Origin of the sequence: Deinococcus aetherius, assembly GCF_025997855.1 — a bacterium.
Lineage (GTDB): Bacteria > Deinococcota > Deinococci > Deinococcales > Deinococcaceae > Deinococcus > Deinococcus aetherius.
The window spans coordinates 649,742-673,999 of the sequence record NZ_AP026561.1; the positions used below are offsets into that span (position 1 = coordinate 649,742).

The 24,258-nt window shown below is 69.1% G+C and carries 26 protein-coding genes; 10 read left to right on the plus strand and 16 right to left on the minus strand.

What is annotated here, in order from left to right; genetic code table 11:
- Nucleotides 1-159: 159 nt before the first annotated feature.
- Together DAETH_RS19305 and DAETH_RS19310 are read right to left on the minus strand one after the other, a co-directional pair.
- Nucleotides 160-1,581 (minus strand): aldehyde dehydrogenase family protein, encoded by a 1,422-nt coding sequence (locus DAETH_RS19305; RefSeq protein ID WP_264777722.1) that lies wholly within the window; start codon nucleotides 1,579-1,581, stop codon nucleotides 160-162.
- Nucleotides 1,578-2,555, minus strand: a complete 978-nt coding sequence (locus DAETH_RS19310) for a threonine ammonia-lyase (protein ID WP_264777723.1) — start codon at nucleotides 2,553-2,555, stop codon at nucleotides 1,578-1,580. Before DAETH_RS19310 ends, DAETH_RS19305 begins: the two co-directional genes overlap by 4 nt.
- 62 nt (nucleotides 2,556-2,617) lie before the next feature.
- Between DAETH_RS19310 and DAETH_RS19315 the strand changes: the two genes are divergently transcribed.
- Nucleotides 2,618-3,283 (plus strand): GntR family transcriptional regulator, encoded by a 666-nt coding sequence (locus DAETH_RS19315; RefSeq protein ID WP_264777724.1) that lies wholly within the window; start codon nucleotides 2,618-2,620, stop codon nucleotides 3,281-3,283.
- Nucleotides 3,284-3,540: 257 nt separating this feature from the next.
- Here DAETH_RS19315 and DAETH_RS19320 read toward each other — a convergent pair whose 3' ends face one another.
- Entirely contained in the window at nucleotides 3,541-6,546 is a 3,006-nt protein-coding gene (locus DAETH_RS19320; protein ID WP_264777725.1) for a tetratricopeptide repeat protein, read from the minus strand.
- A gap of 307 nt (nucleotides 6,547-6,853) precedes the next feature.
- Here DAETH_RS19320 and DAETH_RS19325 point away from each other — a divergent pair, with 307 nt between their 5' ends.
- The 7 genes from DAETH_RS19325 to DAETH_RS19355 all read left to right on the plus strand — a co-directional run bounded on the left by DAETH_RS19325 (nucleotide 6,854) and on the right by DAETH_RS19355 (nucleotide 12,165).
- Entirely contained in the window at nucleotides 6,854-7,024 is a 171-nt protein-coding gene (locus DAETH_RS19325; protein ID WP_264777726.1) for a hypothetical protein, read from the plus strand.
- A gap of 453 nt (nucleotides 7,025-7,477) precedes the next feature.
- A complete protein-coding gene (locus DAETH_RS19330; protein ID WP_264777727.1) occupies nucleotides 7,478-8,104 on the plus strand; it encodes a type IV toxin-antitoxin system AbiEi family antitoxin domain-containing protein in 627 nt (208 codons plus the stop codon).
- 138 nt (nucleotides 8,105-8,242) lie between these two features.
- A complete protein-coding gene (locus DAETH_RS19335) occupies nucleotides 8,243-9,145 on the plus strand; it encodes a nucleotidyl transferase AbiEii/AbiGii toxin family protein (protein ID WP_264777728.1) in 903 nt (300 codons plus the stop codon).
- 268 nt (nucleotides 9,146-9,413) lie between these two features.
- Nucleotides 9,414-9,854, plus strand: coding sequence for an HU family DNA-binding protein (locus tag DAETH_RS19340; protein ID WP_406585116.1), 441 nt, complete (start codon nucleotides 9,414-9,416; stop codon nucleotides 9,852-9,854).
- 178 nt (nucleotides 9,855-10,032) lie between these two features.
- Nucleotides 10,033-10,464, plus strand: coding sequence for a hypothetical protein (locus DAETH_RS19345; RefSeq protein WP_264777729.1), 432 nt, complete (start codon nucleotides 10,033-10,035; stop codon nucleotides 10,462-10,464).
- A 350-nt stretch (nucleotides 10,465-10,814) separates the two neighbouring features.
- Nucleotides 10,815-11,405: a type VI secretion system baseplate subunit TssK gene (locus tag DAETH_RS19350; protein ID WP_264777730.1), complete on the plus strand. Its 591-nt coding sequence runs from the start codon at nucleotides 10,815-10,817 to the stop codon at nucleotides 11,403-11,405.
- Between the two features lie 157 nt (nucleotides 11,406-11,562).
- On the plus strand, nucleotides 11,563-12,165 hold the full coding sequence (locus DAETH_RS19355; RefSeq protein ID WP_264777731.1) for a hypothetical protein: 603 nt from the start codon (nucleotides 11,563-11,565) through the stop codon (nucleotides 12,163-12,165).
- 414 nt (nucleotides 12,166-12,579) lie between these two features.
- On the opposite strand, the gene DAETH_RS19360 is transcribed toward DAETH_RS19355, so the two are convergent.
- The 6 genes from DAETH_RS19360 to DAETH_RS19385 form a co-directional block, all read right to left on the minus strand.
- The gene (locus tag DAETH_RS19360) at nucleotides 12,580-13,143 is read right to left on the minus strand and encodes a dihydrofolate reductase family protein (protein ID WP_264777732.1); all 564 of its coding nucleotides are present in this window, start codon (nucleotides 13,141-13,143) and stop codon (nucleotides 12,580-12,582) included.
- 124 nt (nucleotides 13,144-13,267) lie between these two features.
- A complete protein-coding gene (locus DAETH_RS19365) occupies nucleotides 13,268-13,972 on the minus strand; it encodes an N-acyl homoserine lactonase family protein (protein ID WP_264777733.1) in 705 nt (234 codons plus the stop codon).
- A 133-nt stretch (nucleotides 13,973-14,105) separates the two neighbouring features.
- Nucleotides 14,106-14,921 (minus strand): alpha/beta fold hydrolase, encoded by an 816-nt coding sequence (locus DAETH_RS19370; protein ID WP_264777734.1) that lies wholly within the window; start codon nucleotides 14,919-14,921, stop codon nucleotides 14,106-14,108.
- Between the two features lie 67 nt (nucleotides 14,922-14,988).
- Nucleotides 14,989-15,540, minus strand: coding sequence for a dihydrofolate reductase family protein (locus DAETH_RS19375; RefSeq protein WP_264777735.1), 552 nt, complete (start codon nucleotides 15,538-15,540; stop codon nucleotides 14,989-14,991).
- A 67-nt stretch (nucleotides 15,541-15,607) separates the two neighbouring features.
- Nucleotides 15,608-16,402: an alpha/beta fold hydrolase gene (locus DAETH_RS19380; RefSeq protein WP_264777736.1), complete on the minus strand. Its 795-nt coding sequence runs from the start codon at nucleotides 16,400-16,402 to the stop codon at nucleotides 15,608-15,610.
- A gap of 184 nt (nucleotides 16,403-16,586) precedes the next feature.
- Entirely contained in the window at nucleotides 16,587-17,216 is a 630-nt protein-coding gene (locus DAETH_RS19385; protein WP_264777737.1) for a dihydrofolate reductase family protein, read from the minus strand.
- Between the two features lie 173 nt (nucleotides 17,217-17,389).
- Here DAETH_RS19385 and DAETH_RS19390 point away from each other — a divergent pair, with 173 nt between their 5' ends.
- The gene (locus tag DAETH_RS19390; protein WP_264777738.1) at nucleotides 17,390-18,034 is read left to right on the plus strand and encodes a TetR/AcrR family transcriptional regulator; all 645 of its coding nucleotides are present in this window, start codon (nucleotides 17,390-17,392) and stop codon (nucleotides 18,032-18,034) included.
- 39 nt (nucleotides 18,035-18,073) lie between these two features.
- Here the strand turns inward: DAETH_RS19390 and DAETH_RS19395 are convergent, their stop codons facing one another.
- Both DAETH_RS19395 and DAETH_RS19400 read right to left on the minus strand, forming a co-directional pair.
- A complete protein-coding gene (locus tag DAETH_RS19395) occupies nucleotides 18,074-18,241 on the minus strand; it encodes a hypothetical protein (RefSeq protein WP_264777739.1) in 168 nt (55 codons plus the stop codon).
- A gap of 27 nt (nucleotides 18,242-18,268) precedes the next feature.
- On the minus strand, nucleotides 18,269-18,865 hold the full coding sequence (locus tag DAETH_RS19400) for a TetR/AcrR family transcriptional regulator (protein ID WP_264777740.1): 597 nt from the start codon (nucleotides 18,863-18,865) through the stop codon (nucleotides 18,269-18,271).
- Nucleotides 18,866-18,951: 86 nt separating this feature from the next.
- Between DAETH_RS19400 and DAETH_RS19405 the strand changes: the two genes are divergently transcribed.
- A complete protein-coding gene (locus DAETH_RS19405; RefSeq protein ID WP_264777741.1) occupies nucleotides 18,952-19,374 on the plus strand; it encodes a VOC family protein in 423 nt (140 codons plus the stop codon).
- A gap of 160 nt (nucleotides 19,375-19,534) precedes the next feature.
- Here the strand turns inward: DAETH_RS19405 and DAETH_RS19410 are convergent, their stop codons facing one another.
- The 5 genes from DAETH_RS19410 to DAETH_RS24720 form a co-directional block, all read right to left on the minus strand.
- Complete coding sequence (locus DAETH_RS19410) at nucleotides 19,535-20,194, minus strand: response regulator (protein ID WP_264777742.1); 660 nt, start codon at nucleotides 20,192-20,194, stop codon at nucleotides 19,535-19,537.
- Nucleotides 20,191-21,363: a sensor histidine kinase gene (locus DAETH_RS19415; RefSeq protein ID WP_264777743.1), complete on the minus strand. Its 1,173-nt coding sequence runs from the start codon at nucleotides 21,361-21,363 to the stop codon at nucleotides 20,191-20,193. The genes DAETH_RS19410 and DAETH_RS19415 overlap by 4 nt, the downstream gene beginning before the upstream one ends.
- 461 nt (nucleotides 21,364-21,824) lie before the next feature.
- Entirely contained in the window at nucleotides 21,825-22,658 is an 834-nt protein-coding gene (locus DAETH_RS19420; protein ID WP_406585117.1) for a VC0807 family protein, read from the minus strand.
- A 534-nt stretch (nucleotides 22,659-23,192) separates the two neighbouring features.
- Nucleotides 23,193-23,708 (minus strand): nucleotidyltransferase domain-containing protein, encoded by a 516-nt coding sequence (locus DAETH_RS19425; RefSeq protein WP_264777744.1) that lies wholly within the window; start codon nucleotides 23,706-23,708, stop codon nucleotides 23,193-23,195.
- A 104-nt stretch (nucleotides 23,709-23,812) separates the two neighbouring features.
- A complete protein-coding gene (locus tag DAETH_RS24720) occupies nucleotides 23,813-24,232 on the minus strand; it encodes a transposase (RefSeq protein ID WP_406585118.1) in 420 nt (139 codons plus the stop codon).
- Between the last annotated feature and the right edge of the window lie 26 nt (nucleotides 24,233-24,258).

The following is a 24,258-nucleotide window of genomic DNA, read 5'->3' on the forward strand; positions in this document are numbered from 1 at the left end:
CGCCCAGCGTGAGCCGGGAGTAGACCTCCAACGACCGCCGGGAAGCGTGGCCGCTGTACGGCCGAATCAGAGGTACGCTCGAAGTGCAATTGGACCGAGCCGACCACGGGGGCACCCTCACAAGTGCTCACCACATAAACGGCACCTCTCCGGTCCCTTTCAGGCTGGGGTCACCCGAAAACAAGCCAGTTTGACCTCACTCATCTCCCGCACCGTGAACTGCACGCCCTCGCGCCCCAGCCCACTGTCCTTCACGCCGCCGAAGGGCATTCCATCCACCCGGTAGTCGGTGCTGTCGTTGATGATGACCGCTCCGCAGTCCAGGTCGCGTACCGCGCGGAACGCCAGGTTGACATTTCCCGTGAAGATGGCCCCTTGTAGACCGTAAGACACGCTGTTGGCCCGTCTTACCGCCTCGTCATAATCGTCAACGCGCTCCAAAACGGTCACTGGCCCATAGACCTCCTCCTGATAGAGCCGTAGGTCACCCGCCACGTTCTCCACCAGGGTCGGCGCAAAGAAGGCGCCGTCGCGTGTTCCGCCCGTCAGCAGGGTTGCTCCGGCGGTCACGGCCTCCTGCACGAGCGTCTCCACACGCCGGGCACTCACCTCGCTCACCAGGGGCCCCATGTCCGTGTCCTCGCTCAGCTTGTCTCCCACGCGGTAGCCGCGAGCCCCCTCAACGAGCCGTGAGCGGACCTCCGCATAGACCGCGTCCTGAACCAGAACGCGCTGCACATGCAAGCAGTTCTGTCCGGCCGCCCAATAGGCTCCACTGAGGATGCTCGGCACGGCGAGGTCGAGGTCGGCGTCATCCATGACGAGGGTGGGGCAGTTGCTGCCCAACTCCATCGCCAGCCGTTTGAGCCCAGCGAGCCGGGCGATCTGTTGGCCGGTCCCCACGCCACCCGTGAAGGACACCATCCGCACCCGTGGGTCGGACACGAGCGCGGGTCCAATTTCCGTGCCGTCTCCAGTCAGAACCTGAAGGACGCCAGGGGGCAGGCCCGCCTCGCGCAGCACCTCGGCGAGCCCCAGGGCGCTGAGCGGGGTCTGCTCGTGCGGTTTGACGATGACCGCGTTGCCCGCGGCGATAGCGGGACCTACCTTGTGGGCCACGAGGTTCAGGGGATCGTTGAAAGGCGTGATCGCCACGATCACGCCTACCGGCTCCCGGGTCCAGTAGCCAATTCTCCCCTCGCTGCCCGGGCGCTGGTCGAAGTTCACGATCTCCCCGCCCAGACGCCGCGCCTCCTCGGCACACAGGCGCAAGGTGGCCGCGCAGCGCGCCGCCTCCTTGCGCGCCTCACGAATCGTCTTGATGCCCTCCGAGGCGATGGTGCGGGCAAACATCTCCTGGCGCCCTCCGATCAGTTCGGCGGCGAGAGAGAGGACCTGGACCCGCTCGTGGGTCGGCAGCGCGCGGGCAATTCGCCTCGCTTTCCACGCCACCGACAACGCCAGTTCCACATCCAGCAGGGTCGCCTTCGGCACCCGGTCAATCAACCGTCCGTCCTGAGGGTCCCGCACATCCATCTGGGGCGCACGGTCCACCCAGTTCTCGCCCAGCAGCATCCTCATGCCTGGACCTCCAGGACCGGCCCCAGCCACAGCCGCATCTGTTCAGGGGTCAGGTTGCCTCCACACAGGACCGTACCCACCGCCCGGCCGCGGTACAGGTCTGTGTGTTCGAGGAGCGCGGCCACACCCACGGCGGCAGAGGGCTCAACCACGAGCCCGGCGTGTTCGTGGATCAGGCGCATGGCGCGCAGGATGACCTCCTCGGAGACCAGGTGCACGTCGTCCACCAGCCCCTGCATGTCCTCCAGGGCCTCGGGTATGGGGACGCGGACGGCGAGGCCGTCCGCGATGGTGTTCACACGTTCGTGCTCGATCACGCGGCCTGCCTGCCACGACTCGATCATCGCGGGCGCCCCCTGCGCGCCCACGGCGACGACCCGGGTGCCCGGACTCCTGGCCTTCATCACCCGCGCAATGCCGTTGAACAAGGCGCCATTGCCCAGGGCGACGAGCACCACGTCCAGAGGTTGGGGGAGCTTAAGCAGTTCCAGTCCGATGGTGGCCGCACCCTCAAGGGTCTCGATGTCGAGGCTGTCCACCACGAGGCGCGCGTTCCCCTCTGCGGCAACGCGGGCTGCCTCCAGCTTGGCCGCGTCGAAGTCCTCACCGTGCAGCACCACCCGGGCCCCGAGGGCGCGTATCCGGTCGAGCTTCAGGTGATTTGCGCGCGTGCTGGCGTACACCGTGAGCCCGACGCCCCGTTTCCGACAGGCGTAGGCCATGGCCTGCCCGAGGTTTCCAGCGCTGGCGCATAGCAGCGGTCTGTCGTCGTTGACCTGCGAGACCAGGAAGTCCGCGCCGCGACCCTTGAAGGAGCGGATGGGACCCAGCGTCTCGACCTTGAGCAGGAGGTGAACGCCGATGAGTTCGCCCAACGCCTCGCAGGAGTACTGCGGCGTATCGAGGAATACCGGATCAATGGTTCGCGCGGCTTCCTCGACCCGGGCAAGGGTCACACGATGGGGAAGGGGCATGGCCCAGTTTGCCCCTATCTGTATCCAAAGTCAAAGTTTGGATTCAGAAGTAGAGTTTGGACATGCCGAGTGTGAAGGTTTCCGTGACCGATCAACTGCGGGAGGACATCCTGAATGGCCTGTACCTGCCGGGGCAGGCGCTCATTCAGGAGGAATTGTCACAGGGGTACGGCGTGAGTCGCCTCCCGGTGCGGGAGGCGCTGCAACGCCTGGAAGGCGAGGGCCTGGTGCGGCAGGAAGGCAAACGCGGTGTGGTCGTCGCGCACCTCGACCCATTCGAGGCAGAAGACCTCGCGCTGATGCGCGCACAGCTCGAACCGCTCGCGCTCGAACTGGCCTTTGGGCATTTGACCAAGGCCCAGCTCGGACGCGCAGAGGACCTCGTGGACGCGATGGCGCGGGAGGACGATGCCCGGCAGCACGGCCGGTTGAATTGGGCTTTTCACCGCACCCTCTACGAACCCGCACACCGTGCCCGCCTGCTCCACACACTCGATGTGTTGCACCGCAGCGCCGACCGCTACATGCGCTTTCAATTCAACGTTATCGACAACAAGCGCCAGAGCCAGCAGGAACACTCGGCGCTCCTCGCCGCCCTTCGGGCGCAGGACCTGGGAGAGGCGCAGCGGGTGCTCGAGCACCACATCGTCGACGCGGGCATCCAACTCGTCGCCTTCCTGCACACGCATCTGAATACTCCTGAGAGGACCCACACAAGAAGACCCTGACTGCGGCTTTTGGGACGGAGGAGAACAGGCAGGACGAACACCTCCCGTGCTGCCCGGGAAAGACTTCACTTTGCACTTCCTGGCAGCTTCCTTGAACCATGGCCACGCTGTGCGGGGCTCAAGGCCCGCCGAGCGCGGCGTGAATGCCGCCGTCCACCGGATACGCGGCGTGTGCGGCATCACGTCCCAGGGCGGCATCACCGGAAGAGAAGCCCGGCAGTCCACATGTCGGCGGGACGCCGGGTCCGCTGGCCCCGTCAGCTGGTGGAATGCCCCTCGCCCAGCTCGTCCTCCAGCACCCGCCGGTGGGCCCGGCGCGCGACGTTGGCGCTTGCCTCGTCCCCCAGCGCCGTCAGGACCCGGATCACGCCCCGGTGCGCGTCCTCGTTCAGGGGGTCGAGTTCCACCGCCCGGCGGTAGGCGTGCAGGGCTTCCCGGGGAGAGGCCGCCTCCACCTTCGCCCCCAGCATCAGGGCGACGGTCACCGCGTCGTCCAGGGCGCGGCGGCGCACCAGTTCCACCCACTCCCCGCGCGCCCCGCTCAGGAACTCGCCCCGGTAGCTCATCAGCACCTCGCGCATCGCCCGCTCCTCGCCCGACTCGGCGGCGCGCGCGAGGGCCACTACGTCGGCCCGCACCTCGAAGCGCGGGGAGAGGCGGTAGGTCCCCCCCTCGAAGGGCAGCGGGTTGAAGTCGAGCCCCCCGCCCTCGGCGAGCGACGCGCGGGCGCGCCGGACCACCACCTTGAAGTACTCCAGTTGCGAGGGCGTCACGGTGCCGTCCCACAGGGCGTCCACGATCTGCTCGCGGGCGGCGGGCCCGTACAGGGCGAGCCACGCGAGGAGTTCACCGCACTTGGCGAAGGGCAGGCGGACCTCCCGCTCGCCCACCCGGACCTCCAGGGGGCCGAGGGTGCGCAGCGTGAGGGTGGGCATGCTCGGCGCCCCCGCCGCGCTCAGGGGCGGCCCGAAGCGTTCCGGCCACCAGCCCCGGCGCACGGCCTCCGCGTACAGGCCCCCCACGGCGGGCGCGTCGGGACGCAGCAGGCCGTCCCCGCCGAGGGCGTCGAGCCGCGCGACGACCTCGGCCAGGTCGGCCCGCGCGAGCTGCCCGGCCCGGCGCGCGAGTTCGGCGAGGTAGACCCGGGCGCGCAGGGCCGCGTCGGGTTCCGCGCCGAGCGCCGCCGTGAACAGGGGCCGCGCGTCGGCGGGCCGGGCGTCCCCAAAGGCGATCAGCCCCTCCTGAAAGGCGAGTTCGGCGGCCAGGGGCAGGTCCAGGGCGCTGCGCTCCGGCGTGCCCGCCACCGCCAGCCGGGCGCGGTCCAGGGCGAGCCGGGCGGCTCCCGCGTCCCCGGCCCGGCGGGCCGCCTCCACCGCGCGGACCCAGGTGACCCCCTCCAGCCCGTCGGGCGCGCCCACCTCGCGCGCCGCCTGCCGGGCGCGGGCGTAGGCGTCCAGCGCGTCCCTGAACCGTCCGGCGTGGCGGTGCACGTCCCCCAGCGTTCCCAGCAGCAGCGGCAGGTGGCGCACGCCCGCCGCCTGCGCGTGGGCGAGGGCGCGCTCCAGTTGCCCGCGCGCCTCCTCCAGTCGGCCCTGAAAGGCGTAGAGGGTGGCGAGGTTGTTGCGCTCCACCGTCGCCCGCCCGGGCAGGCCCAGCGAGTCGTACAGCGCGACCGCGCGCTCCAGCAGCGGCACCGCCGCGCCGTACTCGCCCATCCCGGTGTGGCACAGCGCGAGCAGGCTCAGCCCCCCCGCGAGGTCCGCCGCGTCGCCGCTCGCCTCGGCGCGCCCCACCACGTTTTCGGCCACCGTCCGGGCGTCCTCGGGCCGCCCCAGTTCCCAGTACACGGTGGCGCGCGCCTGGCGGGCCCCCGTCAGCGCCGGGCCCTCGGCCACCCCCTCGGCCTCGTCCAGCAGGGCCAGCGCCTCCTCGGGGTGGCCCAGCCCCAGCGCCCGCCGCGCGAGGTAGGTCAGGGCCCGCGCGTCCGCCTGCCTGGCCGCCCGCAGCGCGAGCAGCGCCGCCTCGCCGCGCCCCTGCTCCCCCGTCTCGATCTGGGCGACCGCCAGGGCCCGGCGCAGGGCGGGGGGCAGCCCAGCCTCCCCCAGGGGCCCCAGGACCTCCCGCACGAGGTGGTGCTCGGCGCGCTCCTCCAGGGCGGGGACCAGCGCGAGAGCAAGGCGCCGGACGTCTCCCTCCCGCCCCGCGAGGTGGTGGTGGCGTGTGGCCTCCAGCACCCCGCCGCGCGCCTCGGCGGCAAGGGCGGCGACCCCGTGCAGCCGCGCGTGCCGCGCCGGGTCGCGCAGCAGGGCCGCCTCCAGTTCGGCGCGCAGCAGGCGGTGGGGGCGCCAGCGGTCGTCCCCCAGGGGCGTGAGGGGCAAGCCCGCCTGCCGGGCCACGCGCATCAGGCCCGGGGGCCAGGTGAGGCCCATCCCGCTGGCCCCGGGGGCACTCCACTCCTCCAGCACGCTGAGGTCGGCCAGCACCGATTGCTGCCCGGGGGTGAGGCGGGCGAGCAGCTCACGCACGAGGTCGGCGGGGTCCGGCGGCGCAGGCCCGCCCGCGGCGAGCAGCCCCAGCCCGATGGGCCAGCCCTCCAGCGCGCGGTGGGCCTGCGCCGGGTCGAGCGTGGAGCCCCGCGCAGCGAGGAAGGCGCGCGTCTCGGCCTCGCTGAAGGCCAGCTCTCCCGGGCCCAGCACCAGGGCGTCGCCCCGCGCCCGGCGGCGGGCGAGTTCGAGGTTCGAGGCGTCGTAGGCGGCAATCAACACGTGGTGGCCCTCGCCCAGCGCGTCGAGCAGGGCGGTGAGCCACCCCTGGGCGTCCGGGCCGAGCCGCTCGGCATGGTCGAGCACGAGGGAGACGCCGAAGGGAAGGGCGTTGAGGTGCGCCCCCAGCGAGGCCGCGAGCCGGGCGGGAGGCGCCCCCGCAGCGGCCGACCGGCGCAGGTCGCGCACCTCCTCCGGCGACAGCACCGGCACGAGGGCCGACAGGACGGAGGCCGCCAGGGTGGCAGGCATGGCGTCGTCGGGCCGCAGGCTCAGCCAGCTCACCCCCCGCCCACCCCGTCCGGACGCCGCGCGGGCGTACTGCGCGAGCAGGGTCGTCTTCCCGAACCCCGAGCCCGCCGCGAGGACGATCAGCCGCTCCTCGGCCGCCAGCAGCCGGGCCAGGAGCCCCCCGCGCGCCAGTTCTTCCGCCAGGGGGCGCGGAACCGGTCCCCAGGGACCGGCGGGCGGAAGGTCGGGCGGCTGCGGCAGGGCGTTCACCTCCGGGCACGGGCGGGAGTCAGGGCAGCGGACAGGGGCAGGTTCACCCTCACTGTAACTCGTTTGGATCAGGGTCAAAATGGGCCGTGGTCCCGCCTGCGGAGGGTAAGGTACTCCCACCCCCGCCTTGACGTTGGTTGAGCCCAACCCTTCAGGCTCAGGTCACTTCTAACCCTGGCCTGCCTCCCGCCGTCCCCGTTTCGGCGTCTCCTGCGCCTGCAAGGCACCGGCGGCGCGCTTCGAGGTCAAGGCAACGAAATACCTGCGACGAGAGGGCAGCTATCTTCAGCAACTCACCGGGTACCTGGTGCTCGACCGTCTCGGGGGCATTCAGGGCAGCACGCTCCCAGTACGGCGACTCGGGGTGTACTACGCCCGGCACGGCGTGTTGCAGGTAATGCACGTGCGGGAGGTCTTTCGACCCGGCCTGTTGCCCCAGCTCGTGACCTGGTTCGACGACAGCCTGCCGACGAAGTGAGCCCCTTCAAGAACAGCTCACCCGTCATGGGCAGGGAGAGCAAATGCGCCGCAGAGGTTCCCCACGTGCGTGTAAGGGTCAGGTCATGTGGCTGCGGCTCCTCCCCCTGCTGTTGATCGTCACCGCGTAGGCCCAACCTCCCTCTGGGCCTGCATCCCAACTTGCGGTCACCACGTTCTGTCGAATTGGCGGGTCAGCTTCAAGGTGAAAGCCTGTCAGCTAGGAGCACCTTCACACAGATCACCGTGCAGGCGCTCTGCAAAGCTCAGGCCAAGACCACAGCGCATGTGGCAGTCATACCGGAATAGCCGCAAGGGGCTCGACATGACCAATTGGCTGCTGCTGGCGCTGCTCATCCCACGGCGCGTCATCTGAGGGCGTACGCTAATTCGGGGAATGAACTACGTAAGATAATCACGTTTAGTCAGATATTCTATGGTGAACTTCTGACAAATGCGCGCGAAGTCCACCACGGAAGTCCAGCAGTTCGTGGAGCGGCAACCCGAGGGCGCGCCATTCTCCCCGACGGAACTGCTGCTGTACGGCACGCGCGCAAGCATCGACCGGGCGCTCTCCCGCTTGACCAAGGACGGCGTGATCGAGCGGGTGGCGCGCGGGATCTACGTCAAGCCTAAACGCAGCCGTATCGTCGGCAAGGTCCTGCCCAGCCCGGTGGCGGTTGCCAGGACCTACGCGCGAGCGCGCGGCATTCCCGTCACCACCCCTGGGGCCCAGGTGCTCGCCGACTACGGCCTCAGCACCCAGACGCCGGTGACGCCGGTGCTCAGCGCCGGGGTGAGCGGCAAGAAGACCCTCAAGATCGGCAACCGTCAGGTGACCCTCCGGCACGCACCCAGGTACGTGCTACGGCAGGCGGGCACCCCTGCTGGCGACGCCCTCGCCGCGCTGCACCACCTGAGCCGCCACCGCCCGGACGAGGGCCACGCCGTCCTTGCCCAGCTGGACGTCGCCACCTTCGACCGACTGCTCGAACTGCGCCCCACCCTGCCCGGCTGGCTCGCTGACCTGATCACCACTCACGCCCGGGGAGCGGTTTACCCGGGGAGCGTGCGGCCTTGAACTGGCTGCCCCTGGAGCCTGAGGAGCAATGCGACGTGCTCGAGGCTGTCGCTGCCCGGCAGAACCGGGAGCCCGTCATCCTGGAAAAGGACCTGTGGGTGGTGTGGGCGCTCGCCCAGACCTTCGCGCTGGGCGGGAGTGAGGTCCCGATGGCGTTCAAGGGAGGGACCAGCCCCCCAGGGGGACGCTGCCGTCACCCGCTTCAGCGAGGATCTCGACATCACCCTGGGCCTGCTCGGCGCGTCGGGTCGCACGCCCCAAGACCTCGCCAGGATGTCGCGCGATGCGCGGGACACGGTCATCGCCGACTTGGGGCTTCAGGCCCAGGCCTTCGTGCGGGACCGGATCCTGCCCCACCTGCGCGCGGCGGCACCCGCCCTCGACGCGCGGGTGCAGGTCGTCACGGAGGGAGAGCCCGCCGCCCTGCAACTGGCCCTGCGCTACCCGACCGTCCTCTCGGCGGGCACGGCACACATCCGGCGGCGCGTGCTGCTGGAGTTCGGGGGCAAGAACCGCATCGAGCCGCGTGAGCAGTGCATCATCCGCACCTACCTCGGCGAGGACGCCCAGGTGCGGGAAGCAGTGGAGCTGCCCGAGGCGACAGTCGAAGTTCTCGACGCGCGGCGGACCTTCTGGGACAAGCTCACGGCGCTGCAGGTGGCCTGTGCCCAACCACAGAAGCTGCGTCGGCTGGTCCACTTCTCCCGCCACCTGCTCGGCCTGCACGTGCTGATGCAGGGAGGGATTGGCCCCGCCGCGCTGGCGGACGTGGCGCTGCGTGACGACGTCATCGCCACGAAGACCGTCCTCTTCCGCGAGGCGGGCGTGGATGACGCGGACTGCTGCACGGGGAAGGCCGTGATCGTGCCCCAGGGGGAGGTGCTGCGGGCGCTCGAACAGGACTACCGGGAGATGGAGGCTTCGGGCATGTTCGGCGGCGAGGGCATTTCCCTCCGCGACATCCTGGCGACGCTACGTCAGGTGCGGGAGCGACTTGGCCGTGAGGCAGCCGCGCCTGGCGAGGTGACGGGAGACCCGTAGCCTGAGGGCTCCAGTCAGCCCGGACGCACCGCACGTTCGCGGTTGGCTGGCGACGCCGTCCCGGGAGACGCAGCACTGGCGGACGTGTTGAACGACAGCAACCTGCCTGAAGGCCAGGCCCAGGGGTCACCCGGTACTGGAAGGCCGTACCGCGGTAGGGGAGGGTCAGGGTGTCGCCTTGGGCGAGGACGTTCGGGTGGCGCTCTGGACTGGAGGAGGACCTGACGTCGGCTTGCCTTTTCGCCGCCGGGCAGGCACGATGCACAGCATGACGAAAAAGTCGACGAAGGCCCCGGCCAAGAAGTCCGCCGCTGCCAAGGCTCCCCAGCGGGAGGCGGCCGAGGTCGAGCAGCCTGCACCTGTCGCCGAGGCAGGCGCGGGCGAGTCCACCGGGGGGCGTGGCGGCAAGGTCGCCAAGACGCAACTCGTCGAGCAGGTGGCCCAGCAGAGCGGTTTGACGAAGAAACAGGCCGGTCAGGCCGTCGACGCCGCGATGGAAGCCATCGTGGACGCGATCAAGCAGGGGCAGAGCGTGGGGTTGCCCGGTCTGGGCACGCTGAGTGTGAAGGCGACCGCCGCCCGCACCGGCGTCCGCCCCGGCACCAGCGAGAGGATTCAGATCCCGGCGGGCCGCAAAGTCGCGTTCAAAGTCGCCAACACCCTCAAGGGAGCGCTCGGCGGCACGGGCGACGCGGCAGCCGCCCAGTAAATACCCAGGAAAGATGCCTCCACCCCGGTGCCCCCTTCGGGGCGCTTTCTTCTGCAAAACCAGCACCAGGCGGAAAGCACAGGCTCCGGCCCCGAGCAGTGGTGGAGTATGGCTCCGAAGCCTTGCTTCACCGTCGAACTGGAAACGCCCGGAGGAGAGGTGCCGTTAGCATCAGGGAGTGCCCGGGTCCTCCATCCTGCCCGTGCTCCGTTCGCGTGTCGAATCCCTCGAGTTCCTCTCCGGCTCCCCCGCCTTCTACCCGTTCTCGGCCCAACTCCTCGACCGGGTGTTCACGCAGCCGGAATTTGCCCGTCCCCTCGAACAGATCAGTCTGGAATTCAAGCACCTGCTCGACGGATTCCGGGCGCAGCAGGAGGCGTTCAGACAGGAGGCCAGTCCGCTCCTCGGGCGCTTCTGGGAGCTGTTTCCCGAACGGCGCGACGACAACGTGCAGCGTGCGGGTGAACACGGCCTTCCGACGTTGGCCTACTACGGCAGCCTGAAACGCGCAGAGAACATCCTCGCTGGGCAGGACCTATACGCCCTGAGGCAACGGCTGGAGCCTGCCAAGTTCGGTGACGACCGCACCCCGGTCGGCGCCCTCCTCTGAATTCTGGGGAACGCCTTCCAGCAGGAGACGGAGAAGAACCCGGAGGTGTGGGCCGACGAACGGACCGAACCGCTGTTCCTGGACCTGGCCCGCCTCACCGATCAGCAGCACCATGAGGTCGCGGCCCTCCGGCTGTACCTGCCCGCCACCCCGGGCAGCGTCGTTCGGAACCTCCTCCAGATTCGTCAGGCCCTCCTGGGAACCTCAAAGCGGTACGGCTCGCTGACTGAGCGGAGCCGCGACCTCATAGCCATCCTCCCGCTGCAACTTAACTTCCAGGTTCAGGTGCGCGCCGAGGCGGGCGGCGAACGTGAGCCGTACCCCGAGCTGCGGCAGAGAACCTTGCGGTTGTGGGCCACGCTGCTGGGGGAGCTGAGCCTCCGCTGGCCCGCCAGGCCGCCACCCTGCGGGGAGAGCAGACCGCCGTGCCCGTCATCGGCACCCCCACCGTGCTGTTGGTCACCGCGAACCCCGCGGACCAACGGCTGTGGATCGACGAGGAGATGAAGCGCGTTCAGGACGAGTTGAGAACGTCCACCCGGCAGAACGCCCCGCAGGTGGTGCGTGAGGACGCGGCCCGGGGCGAGGATTTCCTGCGGGTCCTCAACCGCTACCAACCGCAGCTCCTGCACTTCAGCGGGCACAGGGACGAGGAGAGCCGCACCTTCGTGGACGCCGAGGGCAGCACCCTCCCCCTTTCCCACGACCGGGTGGTGGAGGCCCCGCGCATCGCCGGTGGGGTGCGTGTGGCGGTGTTCATGGCGTGCCATTCGGGCGCCGTGGCGGGACGGGTCGTGGAAGTTCGTGGACGCGGCCATCGGCATGGCGACGGAACTCGACGACGTCGTGGCGCCCTTGTCCTCGGCCCACTTCTACCAGGCGCTCGCCGAGGGCCAGAGCGGGCGGCGCCGCGCTTCGGCGGGCGTGACCGCCCGCCATGACCTCCGGCACGTCCGGCACAGGCACGCCGCCGGTACGGTGGGCGCAGTGAACGTGTTCCATGGAGAAAACGCGCCGCCGAACGGGCGGCTGTTCATCCACCGGCCGACTCCACACCCGGCCTGAGGAGTTCGGGCAACCGTTCCAAAGGAGCGCCCCATGAACAAGCACCCCCACACGCACGGCAGCACACCAGCGTCCGCACCCCGCCCGTGGGCACGCCTGTTGCACCGCTGGCCCACAGTGCTGGGGCTGGTGGTCGCGGGCCTGACGGCGTTCGACCTGAAGCTCGACCGGGATTTCGTCTCGGTCCTGTCCGCCCTGATCGTGCTGATCGCCGTGGTCTACCCCGGCGCGGCCCTCCTGGGGCGGCGCCAGGCGGCCTGGTGGGTCTTGCTGACAGGCCTGGTGGTCATCGCGGCCATCCTCGGGCTTGACCTGAGCGTTTCGCCCGCGCTCGTCCTCTTCGTGGCGGGCCTCGCCGCGCTGGGGTGGGGCCTGGCACGAGATCAGTGGCGGGCGGTCCGTGACCTGCCGCTCGAAACCGTCGGCATGCTCGCGTTCAGCGCGCTGGCCTTCACCGCGCTCAGCGTCGAGGTGTCCTGGGCCGCCTATCTGGTGGCGGGTGCGCTTGTCAGCCACGCCGTGTGGGATGTGGTGCACCTGAAGTGGGGCCGGGTGGTCTCAGCCTCCTACGCCGAGTTCTGTTGGGTGCTGGACCTCACGCTGGGCGCCGCCATCCTGATTCTGATGCCGAGGTGAAGGATGGTGGGTGCTGGCCAGAGGGCTGCACCCTGCGGGTGACGCCAGCTCGGTGCGCTCTCACCAGCGGTCCATGGCCCCCACGGGATCTCGCGTTTCACAGGGCCGCCCTCACCGGGGGGCGACCGCACCAGGCTGCCCTGGCTAGACCCGCGTTGTGGCGGGGCGTACTCTGCCACAACGCGCCGATGGGCACTTCTTGCAGGGGCACTGCACGCATTCACACGCTCGCCCTGCTCAACCGGGGTGCGCGTGTGGCTGGCCGTGCCTGCCCCAGGGGCAACGACGCCCCGTCCAGGTCATACGCGCCACATGACGACGAACCACAGCTACCTGGGCGCTACCCTCGGGACAAGATCAGGAGAAGAAAACAGTCGTGAACGCCCACCACCACGCTCCCCGATGTCGGCCTTTTCATTGAGGCGCTTTCTCCGGTTGGTAGCGCAGCAAGAGCACGCCCAGGGGGAGCGCCCTCGACTCCACCAGCTCGAGCGTCAACACCTGCGCCGCCTCACGGAAGAGCCTGGCCCCGCCGCCCACGACCATGGGATGCACCAGCAATTGAAGCTCGTCAACGAGCCCCGCCGCCAGCAGGGTCTGGACCAGCGCCGCGCTGCCGTGCACGAGGATGTCCCCGCCCTCTTGCCGCTTGAGCCGACCGATCTCCTCAACCGCGTCGCCCCGGATGATCGTCGTGTTGTTCCACTCCGCTTTCTCAAGGCTTGAGGAGACGACGTATTTCTTCATGCTGTTCAACTTGTCGGCGACGCCCATCTCGTTGTTCCTCAGGGCGGACCAGTGCGGCGCGAGCATCTCGTAGGTCACGCGACCCAGCAGGTACGCGTCGCTGCCCTGGATGCCCTGGAAAATTACCTCGGCCCTCTCGTCGCCGTGGTACGGGAAGTCCCACTGTCCCATCGACGCGGCGTCGAACATGCCGTCGAGCGTCATGCGTTCGAGAACGATGAGTCTTCGCATCGTCTTGCCTCCTCGGCCGGTCTCATTGGGTTCACTCCAACCACCCGCCATATAACCACTCCCCTCTTTCTCTACCGGTCCTCCGAATGGGGGAAGAGGTTGAGGGATAAGGGTGCTTGCATCCTCACTCGTAATACTCCGGCAGCTTTTTCAGCCCTTCCCACTGGGCCTGGTCATGCCCGAAAATAACCAACCCGACATGCTCGCGTTCCGCCAGATCAAGCAGCTTCACGGTGCTGGCCCGGGTCGCTTCGGCGTCGGGGTTGCTCCCGTCGTCCTGCTCGTCACGGGTAAAGCCCGCAGCGAAGGGGACTGCGTCAACCGTCAACAAAGTCGCCCCCGTTTTGGGCAGCCGCACCAGCACCGATTGATGTCCTGGCACATGCCCACTCGTCTCGATCAGCGTCAGCCCTGGCAGCAGTTCCGTGTCCCCGTCCACCAGCCGAATACGTTCCATGGGCTGATCCCATTCAGGTCGTGTGGCCGCAAAACGGGGGTTACTCGCCGCATCCAGGTGATGCACACGTTGAACGACATACTGTGCCTTCGTGAATGCCGCGTGCCTTCCGGCATGGTCGATATCGTAATGGGTCGAGATGACAACATCGATATCGTCCGGTTTTAGGCCGATGCTCGCCAACTGCTCGATTACGTCCTGCCCATTCTCGAACTCAGTTTCTCCTTCAGGCATGATCTCCGGGAGGCCGCTGTCAATCAGGATGTTTTTGCCGTCCTCCGTCTGCACCAGGGAGCAAACAATCGGAATCTGGTATTCAGGCATGGATCCCACCTGCATCAGATAAAGACGCTTCACGGCATTCCGGCTCATACGCTCCTCCCTGAAGTCGAACCTACGTTTTCGGCCATGAAGACTTGAGGCCTGAGGCTTGAATCTCGAACAGACCCAGATGACCCAGCCGGACCGGCTCTCCCGCCTCTTTGGCTTGCTGAGCCTGCCTCCACTACGGGGCGCCGAGAAATGAAGTGACGGCGGGCAGCAACAGAGGTGACTGCAAGATGTCGTAGTGGGTTGCGCCGGGCAGGACGGCGAGGCGGTGCGCGGTTCGGCCAGAGCCGTCCCAGCCCGCGTCCCGCAGGCCACCCCCCAGCAGCGCGAAGAACTCGGCGGCGTGGGCAGGAGCGAAGCTGTCAGCGTCCCCGGCGACGATCAGGGCCGGATTCTGGAACCCCCGGAGTTCGTCGGCCCAGTCGTACTCGCTGTTCACCACCTCGCCCACCCGGGTGACCAGCCTCGGCCACTCGTCGGGGCGAGGGGCAATGCTGGCGTAGAGCTTATGCATGGGCCCCTGCTTCAGACCCTCCGCAGCGTGAGGACCAATCTGGGCCATACCCTCTCGTACCTCCTGGAACCAGCCGCTGCGGCGGAACGGGAACGACACGACGACCAGCTTGCGGAGTAACCCTGGGTGCTGGAGGGCGAACCTCAGGGCCACGCCCGCCCCCAGCGAATAGCCGAGCACGTCAGCCCGGGGGAGATCCAGGTGCCCCAGCAGTACAGCGATGTCGTCGCCCAGGGTCTCGAAGCGCATCGGGCGGTCGATGTCCGCCGTACGGCCGTGTGCCTGCAAATCCACGGCGATCACTTCCCGCCCGGCGGACAGTGCGGGAATCAGCCCGCTGAACATGGAGGTCGCCCCGAAGCCTCCGTGTAAGAGGACCAGCGGCGCCTGATCGGGTCGGGGGGCGCCGTGCCGCTCGTAGTACAGGTTCAGTCCGCCCAACTCGGTGTAGGTGCCCTCGGTGGCTTGATAGGTCATGGGTTCACTCCTCTCATCAGGGTAGACGCGTCCGCTGCGGCTGACCCACAGGCCCGGTTGGCGGCGATCAGCTCGGGGAGGTCCCAGTTGCAGGCTCGTAGGTCAACAGCAGCACACCCGAGCCGAGGTCCCGCGAGGCGGTGAGGTGCAGCGGCAGCCGGTCCCCGCCCGAGAACAGGCGCTTGCCGTTCCCCAGGACCAGCGGGTAGACCATCAGGCGCAGTTCGTCCACCAGGCCGTGCCGCAACAGCGTCTGGACAAGGGTGCCGCTGCCGTAGACCAGGAGGTTCCCGCCCTCCTGCCGCTTCAGGGCCTCCACCGCCGTGGCCACGTCCCCCTCAAGGGCGGTGGCATTCCACTCCAGGGAGCGCAGGGTGGTCGTGGCGACGAACTTCGGCAGGCTGTTCATCCGTTCCCCGAATGCCCCGGTGTCGGTGGCGGTCGGCCAGTACCGGGCGAAGCCCTCGTAGGTCACACGGCCCAGCAGGAGGGCGCCACTCTCGAAGAGTTCGTCGTGCTTGAACTGGCCGTCGTCCGGGTTGTAGTCGCTCTGCCAGGGGGTGGAGTCCTCGTACACGCCGTCGAGAGTTAGAAACTCGGTCACGATCACCTTCCGCATATGGGCTCCTTGTGCGGCTCATCTTGTGGTCTTCTTGGAGGGCGATGCTCCTCGCGGGCTGACGTGTTCAGCTCAAGAAAAACTCCTCCAGCACGGGGGCGAGCACGGGTGCCGCCACCGCGTGAGTCTGGCCTTCCAGGGTGCGCCAGTCTGCGTCGGGGATGGCCCGTGCGAGCTTCTCCGCCGTCTGGTGCATGAACCCATAACTGGCCCCGCCGACCAGGATCAGCGTGGGGACCGTGACGCTGGCGGCCCGCTCCACGGGTACCGCAGCCTCATCCCCCATCAGGGCGCCATGGTCGTAGGCCAGGGTGGGGGCGACCGCCTCGTTCATCGGCCACGTCGGGGCCGGGCGCATTCCCTCGATCCGCTCGGCAGGGACGCCCACCAGCCGCAGAAAGAGCGCCATCGCGTCGCCCCGGCGGCCCTGGGCCAGCCGTTCCCGGAGCTGCCCGGTGTATTCCTTCCACCGCTGCCGGGCGGCCTCATCGTCGTTGAAGGGGGGCTCGTACATCGCCAGTTTCCTGATCTTGGTAGGAAGCGTGGTGACCGCCTCCATCGCCAGAACGGCGCCGCTGGACATGCCGTAGAGAAAGGTTGAGCCTCCCACCGCATCGATCAGAGCCTCGATGTCTTCGATCTCGCGCTCCTCAGCGAACGGCAGGGTGTCCGTGCTCTCGCCCCTCCCCCGACGGTCGTACTGAACCACGGTGAAGTGCCGCGCCAGCAGGTCGGCCAGTTGTCTCATGCTCCGGTCGGTGGCCCGGTATTGGGTGGCCCCGTGAATCAGGATCAGCGCCGGACCTGTTCCTGACTGATCGAAGGCGATGACCGTGCCGTCTTTAGAAGAGACCGTCTTCATGGGTTCCCCCTGGTCTGGCGCCAGCCGCCCGCACGGTTGTTGGTCATGATCGGCTTGAACATTGCGGGCGCATATCGAGCCCCGTTCGCAACGTGCCTGCCTACCACACCGCATGCACGGCTCAGGTGCACGGCGCCCATGTGCGCGCCGTCATCCGCCATCGCCTCGGCACGTCGAGTCACACTCAAGCCGGACGATAAACCAGCGAGATCGCGCCACCGCCGAACGTCCTGGTGCCCACGAGTTGGAAGTCGACGGGTTTGGACAACCCGGAAAACAGGGAGACACCCTGGCCGAGCGCGACCGGACAGACCAAGAGGTGATATTCGTCGATGAGACCGCTGGCTGCAAGAGCCTGAGCAAAACTGGCGCCGCCGAGCGCCCTGATATCTTTGCCGGGCTGCGTCTTGAGTCGAGCGACTTCGTCGGAAAGGTCACCACTCGCGACCATGGGGTTGGCCCAGGAGCCCTGGACCGGCGCGGCTGGCTCTGACTCACGTTGCGCGCGCTCGGCGTCAGTCCTTGCCGTCGTCGCCTGACCGCCCGGCGCACCAGCAAGGCCCTTCCTCGTGAACACGACCTTGGGAATCGCGTTCATCGGGGCGGCGAATGGCAGGTCAGAGGAGGGCCAAAAGGTCGCCATGTCGCGGTAGGAGCGGCTGCCCATGGCGATCAAGCCCGCCTGCCACAGGTGATCGACGATCCACTCATCCGTCGCGTCGTCTCCAGACTTGAAGATCCAGTCAGCTTCGCCGCCCGGGCCGCTGACAAAGCCATCGAGTGAGACGAACATTCCCAGCACCAATTTCCTCATCGTTCCTCCATGGCCTCATCTAATCTGTCTGTGGCGGAGCCTCCGCCTCCTGGCCCTGCGATTGCCGCCCGGCACGGTACCGCAGCACGATGCAACCGCCCCGGGCCCTCACGCCGCTTGTGAACACTGTTTACATTAATACGCCAGACACAGAATTGCAACCGAGGATATGTGTGTCGAAGAAGAGCGAACGAAGATCCGAGCGGGCCACCTACCGGCACGGCGACCTACACGGCGCCCTGGTACGCGCGGGCCTCGACCTCGCCCGCGACGGCGGCCCGGAGGCGGTCGTGCTGCGCGAGGCCACCCGCCGCGCCGGGGTGGCCCCCAGCGCCGCCTATCGCCACTTCGCCGACCGCGAAGCGCTGCTCGCCGCCGTCTGCTCTGCGGCCCAGGCGGAGTTCGCCCGCGCCATTGAGGCCGAGCAGGCGGCGGTTGACCCCGGACTAGCGGGGGTGGCGCTGGCCCGGGCGCGGTTTTGGGCGGTGGGGCTCGGCTATATGGGGTTTGCCCGACGCGAGCCGGGCCTCTTCCAGGCCGCCTTCTGGCTGTCGCGCGATCTCAACCGGGCGACCAGCCCGGAGCGGCGGGGCGAGACCGGTCTGACCCCTTTTGAGCTGCTGGGCGCGGCCCTGGACGGCCTGGTCGCGGCTGGCGTACTTCCACCAGAGCGGCGCCCGGGGGCGGAGTTGCTGGCCTGGTCGGCGGTGCACGGCCTGGCCACCCTGCGCACCGAGGGGCCGCTGGGCGGGCTGCCTGCCGACCAGATCGAGGCCCTCGAGCGGCGGCTGGTGGAGTCGGTCGAGCGCGGCTTGTGAGGCCAGGTCCGAGGAAGACGCGGCGCTGCCACCGGGTCTTCATCCCAGCCGCAGGGAGGCGAGCGCGAAGGCCGCCGTGGACAGCAGACAGCCGACCGCCCGCACCGTGTTCCAGGCGGTCCAGGGTCCCAGATAGGCACGCCAGACCTCTGCCCCCGCCGGACTGCCGGGCTGGGCCGCCTCACCACCGCGTGACAGGTGCCCCATGGGAAGACCGGACGGAAGACGGCGAGGTCAGGCCCGCAACGATTCCAAGAGCACGTCGAGGGCCTCGCCCGCCTCGGCCAGCGCCGCGTCGGGCTGCGGCGACTGCGCGATCCAGAGCGCAGCCTCGTTCATGGCGCCGGACAGCAGGTGAACGCTGGCTCCCAGCGGCACATCCCGCAGCTCGCCGATCTTCTGGAGGGCCAGCAGCCCTTCACGCAGCGAGCGCACCGCGTGGGCCTGATCCAGGTCGCGCCAGACGCGCCAGCCCACCACCGCCGGCCCGTCGAGCAGCATGATGCGCCGCACCTCCGGATCGAGGCTGGCGCGCATAAAGGCCTGACAGCCCAGGCGGAGCTGCGCCCAGGGGTCCGCGCCCTGAGAGGCGGCCAGTTCGACGCGGACCGCGACCTCGGCCTGAACTGCGCCCAAGACGGCGACGAACAGATCCTGTTTGTCCTTGAAGTGATGGTAGAGCGCGCCGCGCGTGACGCCGGCGCGCTCCACGAGGTCGGCGGTAGAAGTGTGGGCGTAGCCGCGCTCGGTGAACAGCTCGCGGCCAGCCACGATCAGGCTCTGTACCGTCCGCTCGCGCTGGGCGGCCTTGGTGGTGGGGCGTTCGGGCATGGCGCAACCTCCGGTTTGACAAACATACCGACTGTCTGTATTTTTTACATACATACAGTCGGTATGTCACCTGGAATGGAGGAACCATGGCCCTGTCGAGCTTCTATCCGGTCATCCAGACGCGGGACATTGCTGCGTCGCGCACCTTCTACGCGGAGCACTTCGGTTTCGAAGTCACCTTCGAAGCAGATTGGTACGTCAGCCTGCGGTGTCCTGACCCGTGTGGCTACGAACTGGGCCTCGTGCAGGCCGACCACCCCACCGTGCCGGACGGGTTTCGCCATCCGGTCCGCGGCCTGATCCTGAACTTCGAGGTCGAGGCCGTCGACGACGAGTACCGGCGCCTGATCGAGCGGGCCGGATTGCCGCTGCACCGCAGCCTGCGCAGCGAGGCGTTCGGCCAGCGCCACTTCATCACGGCCGACCCGAATGGCGTGCTGATCGACGTCATCACCGTCATCCCGCCGACGCCGGAGTACGCCGCGCAGTACCTGAACCCGCCAAAGTAAAGAGGTTCTGCGGGCCACGTCCGCCCGTGGAGCCCAGGCTGACCGTACCGGGTCGCCGGTTCAGGACACCGGGCGAACGCTGCGGGTGCGCCTGGGCACACGGCTGGCCCCCTCGCCGCAACCGTTGTCCAGGCAAGCGTCTTCACCGGCACAGCGGGCATCACAGCAGCCCCAGCGCTCTGGCCTGTAGGGCGGCCTGCGTGCGGTCCCGAACGCCCAGCTTGCCCAGCACGTTCGTCACGTGGTTCTTGACCGTGCCCTCCGACAGGTGCAGGGCTGCGGCGATCTCCCTGTTGCTCGCGCCCACCGCGAGCAGCCGCAGCACCTGACGCTCGCGTTCGGAGAGCGCCTCGCTCGGCGGCTCGGCCAGCAGCGCGGGGGCCGCGACCTCCGACAGGCGCGCGAACTCCGCGACGACCTTCGCCGCCACCGAGGGCTGCAACACGGTCTCGTTCCTCGCCGCCGAGCGGATGGCCTCCACCAGCGTGGCGGCGCTCACGTCCTTGAGCAGGTAGCCCACCGCGCCCGCCCGCAGGGCGCCGTACACGTCCGCGTCCTCCTCGAAGGTCGTGAGGACCAGCACGCGGACCTGCGGATGGGCCGCCCGCAGCCGGGCGGTGGCCTCGACCCCGTTCATCACGGGCATGCGCAGGTCCATCAGCACCACCTGCGGCGCGAGGGCCGCCGCCCGCTCCAGCGCCTCCAGGCCGTTGGCGGCCTCGCCCACCACCTGGCACTCCGGGCGCGTCGAGAGCAGGGTGATCAGGCCCTCCCGGAACAGCGCCTGGTCATCCACGACCAGCACCCGGACAGGCCTCACCGGGGCACCGTTGCGCTGAGGGTCAAGCCGCGTCCGGGCGCACTGTCAACGCGCAACTCGCCGCCCAGCAGCGCGACCCGCTCGCGGGCCCCGGGCAGGCCGAATCCCCCGCCCGGAGCCCGCGCCCCCACCCCCTCGTCACAGATCGTCAACGTGACCGACCCCGGGTGGTACTCCAGCGTCAGCTCGGCCCGCGAGGCGTGGGCGTGCTTGCGGACGTTCGTCACGCCTTCCTGCGCCACGCGGTACAGCGCCTGCTCGGCGTCGGAACCCAGCGGCCGACGGGCGCCGTGTACGCGCAGCGCCACCTCGACTCCGGCCCCGTGGGCCTCCTGCGCCAGAAGCGCGAGCGCGTCCGGCAGCGCCGGCGGCGCGTCCCGCAGGGTGCCCACCGAGCGACGCACGTCCGCGAGCGCGCCCTGCGTCAGGCCGCGCGCCTGTTCGAGCGCGTGCCCGGCCCGCGCGGGGTCGCCCGGCAGCACGGCCTGCGCGGCCTGCAACTGGACGTGCAGGGCCGTGAGGTGGTGCCCGAGGCCGTCGTGGATGTCGCGCGCGATGCGGTTGCGTTCCCGGGTGGCGGCCAGTTCCTCGGCCTGCGCGGCCGACGCCCGCAGGGCCCGGTTGACCTGCTCGAGTTGGGCGGCCCGGGCCTCCTGCTCGGCCCGGCGCCGGCCCTCCTGCACCGCGGCGTGCGTGGTCAGCACCACGAAGAGGCCGGAGGCGAATAAAGCACCGCCGAGGCGCAGCGCGTCGTCCCACCGCGTTCCGAGGTAGTAGAGCGGCAGGCCCGCGCAGTACACGAGTGACCAGGACAGCGGCTGCGCCCGCGCGGCCTGACTGACCATCAGCAAGATCAGCAGCGTGAGACCGCTCCAGGTGCCGAGGGCGCCCGCCCCCGCGCCGCTCACCACGGTCAGGACTGCCCCTAGGGCAGCCTGCACGTGGGTGTAACCCAGCACCCACCACGGCCCGCGGCGCCGAAGCCGCGGAAAGGCGACGACCGCCAGCGTCAGGTACGCGGCGCCGAGGCCGGCGACGGTCAGGCGCCGCCCCTCGCCGGCGACAGGCTCGCCAAGCATCAGCAGGTACGCCACGAGGAAAAAGGCCGCCAGCAGGGTGTCGCTGGCGCCGAGCGCGTCCCGTGGGGGTATCAAGGCCTTGCGGATCATGGGCCCACCTCGTTTCAACATCATGGAGAGGCGGCCTGAGGGCCCCGTCGTCGCCCGCGCGAGGGGGCGTGCCCGTCCGGTCGGCACCCGGGCCCGGACGCCTGCCGCGGCCCGCCGGGGAGAAGGGGCCTCTTCCCCTGGTTGACCTGCGGCCCTCTCCCCGGCGCCGAGGTTGAGCGCCTCCAGGGGTCAAGACGCGCTCGGCCCTTTCGCAGACTGGGGGGTGGCCCCGCGTGCTGGCCTCCCGGCTGGACAGCGACCCCCGCCAGCGCGTCCTGCTGGCCCGGCACCACGATCCTCTGTCCTCCTGACCCCTCCATGGTGGCGCTCCTTTCTCAGGCGGTGAGTGGGGGCCGCGGGCCTCGTCCGCACCCGGACCAACCGGGGCCTCCGGCGGGCGGACGGCCCCGACAAATCGTAGCAAGCGCCCGGACGCCACTGCGCCCGCGCGGGCCAGGACTTCACGCCGCAACGTCTCCCCGTTCGCGCATCCGGTCGGTCAGCTTCCTGGGCTGAAACAGGCTGACCCCCGCACCGTACCGGCGCTTCACGGCCTGCTGGACGAGCCAGACGCCGAGGCCCACGCCCAGCAGGCTGATGGTCATCTCCGGAAGGCGCATGATGGCGTTGACCTCAGCCACCTGCGCGTTGAACGCGTCGCTGCCGAAGCGGGCCGTCACCCGGCCGTAATTCACGGCGCTGTTCACCACGCCCCCGATCAGGTCGAAGACCGCGCAGGCGACGGTGCCCAGCACGAGTCCCCGGTGAATCCACCGGTCGCGCGTGGCCTGCCGCAGGGCGGCCCGAGTGCCCGGCTTCTCGCCCAGGCTGGCGGCGTCGACGAAGACGCGGAACAGGGGCAGCGTCGTCCCCGCGCTGATCAGGAACAGCAGGGCCGTCAGGTAGGAGCGGGCGCTGTCCTTGACCGCGAACCAGAAGCCGTCCACGTACCAGAAGGTCAAGGCGCCCGAGAGGATAGCTCCCGTCCCGGCGATCAGCGAGATCGGGCTCACGCGGCGACTGAGCGCCAGCTCCGTCAGGACGTACCCGACGGGGAGAAGCGAAGCGAGCACGTAGGCCCGCACGTTTCCCGCCTCGCCGCCCCCGAACACGTTCTCGGAAACGCTGAGGCCGAGGCCCAGGAAATTCGGGCTCAGGATCAGGATCGGGAGGACCAGGGTGAAGAGCAGGTCCCAGACGGCCTTCGGCAGGCGGCGTGCGCGGGCAGGAAAGACCTGAGCCGCCATGCCCCTTGCCGCCTGGGGAGGCCCAGCACGCTCTGATGGATTCGTCATGCCGCCAGGGTAGGCGCGTGGCGGCCACACGGGATGCGCTAGAAGTCATGCGGGGCGGTCACCCCGCCAGGGCCGGTCGGGTCACGCGCCCTTCCGGCACGAATCACCTGCCGCTCCTGGTGTCGGCCTCCCCGAGCCTGGGCGGCCCTGACGGTTTCAGCGCACGGCCCCGAAGTCCTTGCGCGGATCGTCGGGAACACTCCACGCGAACGCCGTAGATGTGCCATGAACCGGAGGCATGGAGCATATTGGCGGATATCGGCCCCAGGCCGCCGCCCTGGACGGAACCCGGCGAAGCGCCACCCGGCGTCAGGAGCACCTCACGAAAGCCAGAAACCCGGTCGCTGTCACAGTCAGTCCGTGGTGCAGGAAAGGCGGCAGCGGAGATTGAGCTTCCCGACGGTCACTGTCCCCCACCCTTGCGAGCCGGATTGAAATCAAACCGGGTCAGGACGAGGGCGAACGGTCTGGTGGTCTGCGGCGCGTCCGTTCCTGGTGTGAGCGTCGTCGAATACGGCCAGCACGCCCTGGGAGTCAGCTGCCGTGAGGACGAAAGCGGCACGGCAGCGGCAGGTCGAAGCGGGCACACAGCCGCGCCACGTCGTGATGATCCACCGAACGAGGTTCAAAGCTGTTCCGAAACTGGAGCACGAAGGGCGCAGCCACACAGCGCACCCGCAGCTCGCCCAGCGTTCCCGCCCCGTCCAGCGCGCCCACCGGATACATGATTCCCTGTGCAGGGTCGCCGAGGACGGCGTTGCCAGCCACGTCGAGCACGAAGCCGTGTAAGTCGACCTGCCAGCCCGACGGTTGACGGAACACGCGGTTCCACTCGGGCTCGCCGTCGCGTTCGGCCTCCACGTAGCCGTGGGACTTAAGGATGTTCTCGCACGAGGGAAGTTCCCCGAACTTCAGCGCCAGGTCGAGATCGGAGTGTGGCCGCGTCTGTTCGCCCAGAAGGGCGTCAACGCCCCAGCCGCCATCGACCCAGACTTGAAGCTGTGCCGCCTCGAAGGATTGGTAGAGCTCCACGACCTGCTCCAGCTTCATTCTCACAGCCTACCCGTCCGGCTGTGGTTGGCGTTCACCCACGGGCCGGCCCCGTCGTAGTGACGCAGGGGCTGCTGTCAATGTCAGTTTCGTCGTGGGTCCCCCTACCTTTTGGTGACGCTGGCCGTGGGGCGTTGGGCCTGGTGCAGCACCCTCGCCTTGGGCAGGTCGAGGCCCGCCCGGCCGTACATCCCCCGCTTGATGGTCTTGAGGCGGTTGATCTGCCCCTCCATCCGCCCATTGCTGTACGCCGTTTCCACCGCTGCCCGCACTGCGTCGAAATCGCGGTCGAGTCCGACCGCGAAGGCCCGAAGTTCTTTGATGCCACTCTGCTCCAGGTCACTGAGCCAACCCCGTAGGGGTTGGGCCTCGTGTCCAGCCAACAGCTTCCAGCCCGTCGTCAGCAGCCGTTCCACCTGGACGAACTTGGGCGTCGCCGCTCGACCCGCTTCCAGCAGCGCGCCGACTTCCGGCGCGCGAATGGTGCTGGGAACCAGCACGGCCCAGGAGAGCGTAGAACTCACGGACGGCGGTGTACCCGCCCTGGTAG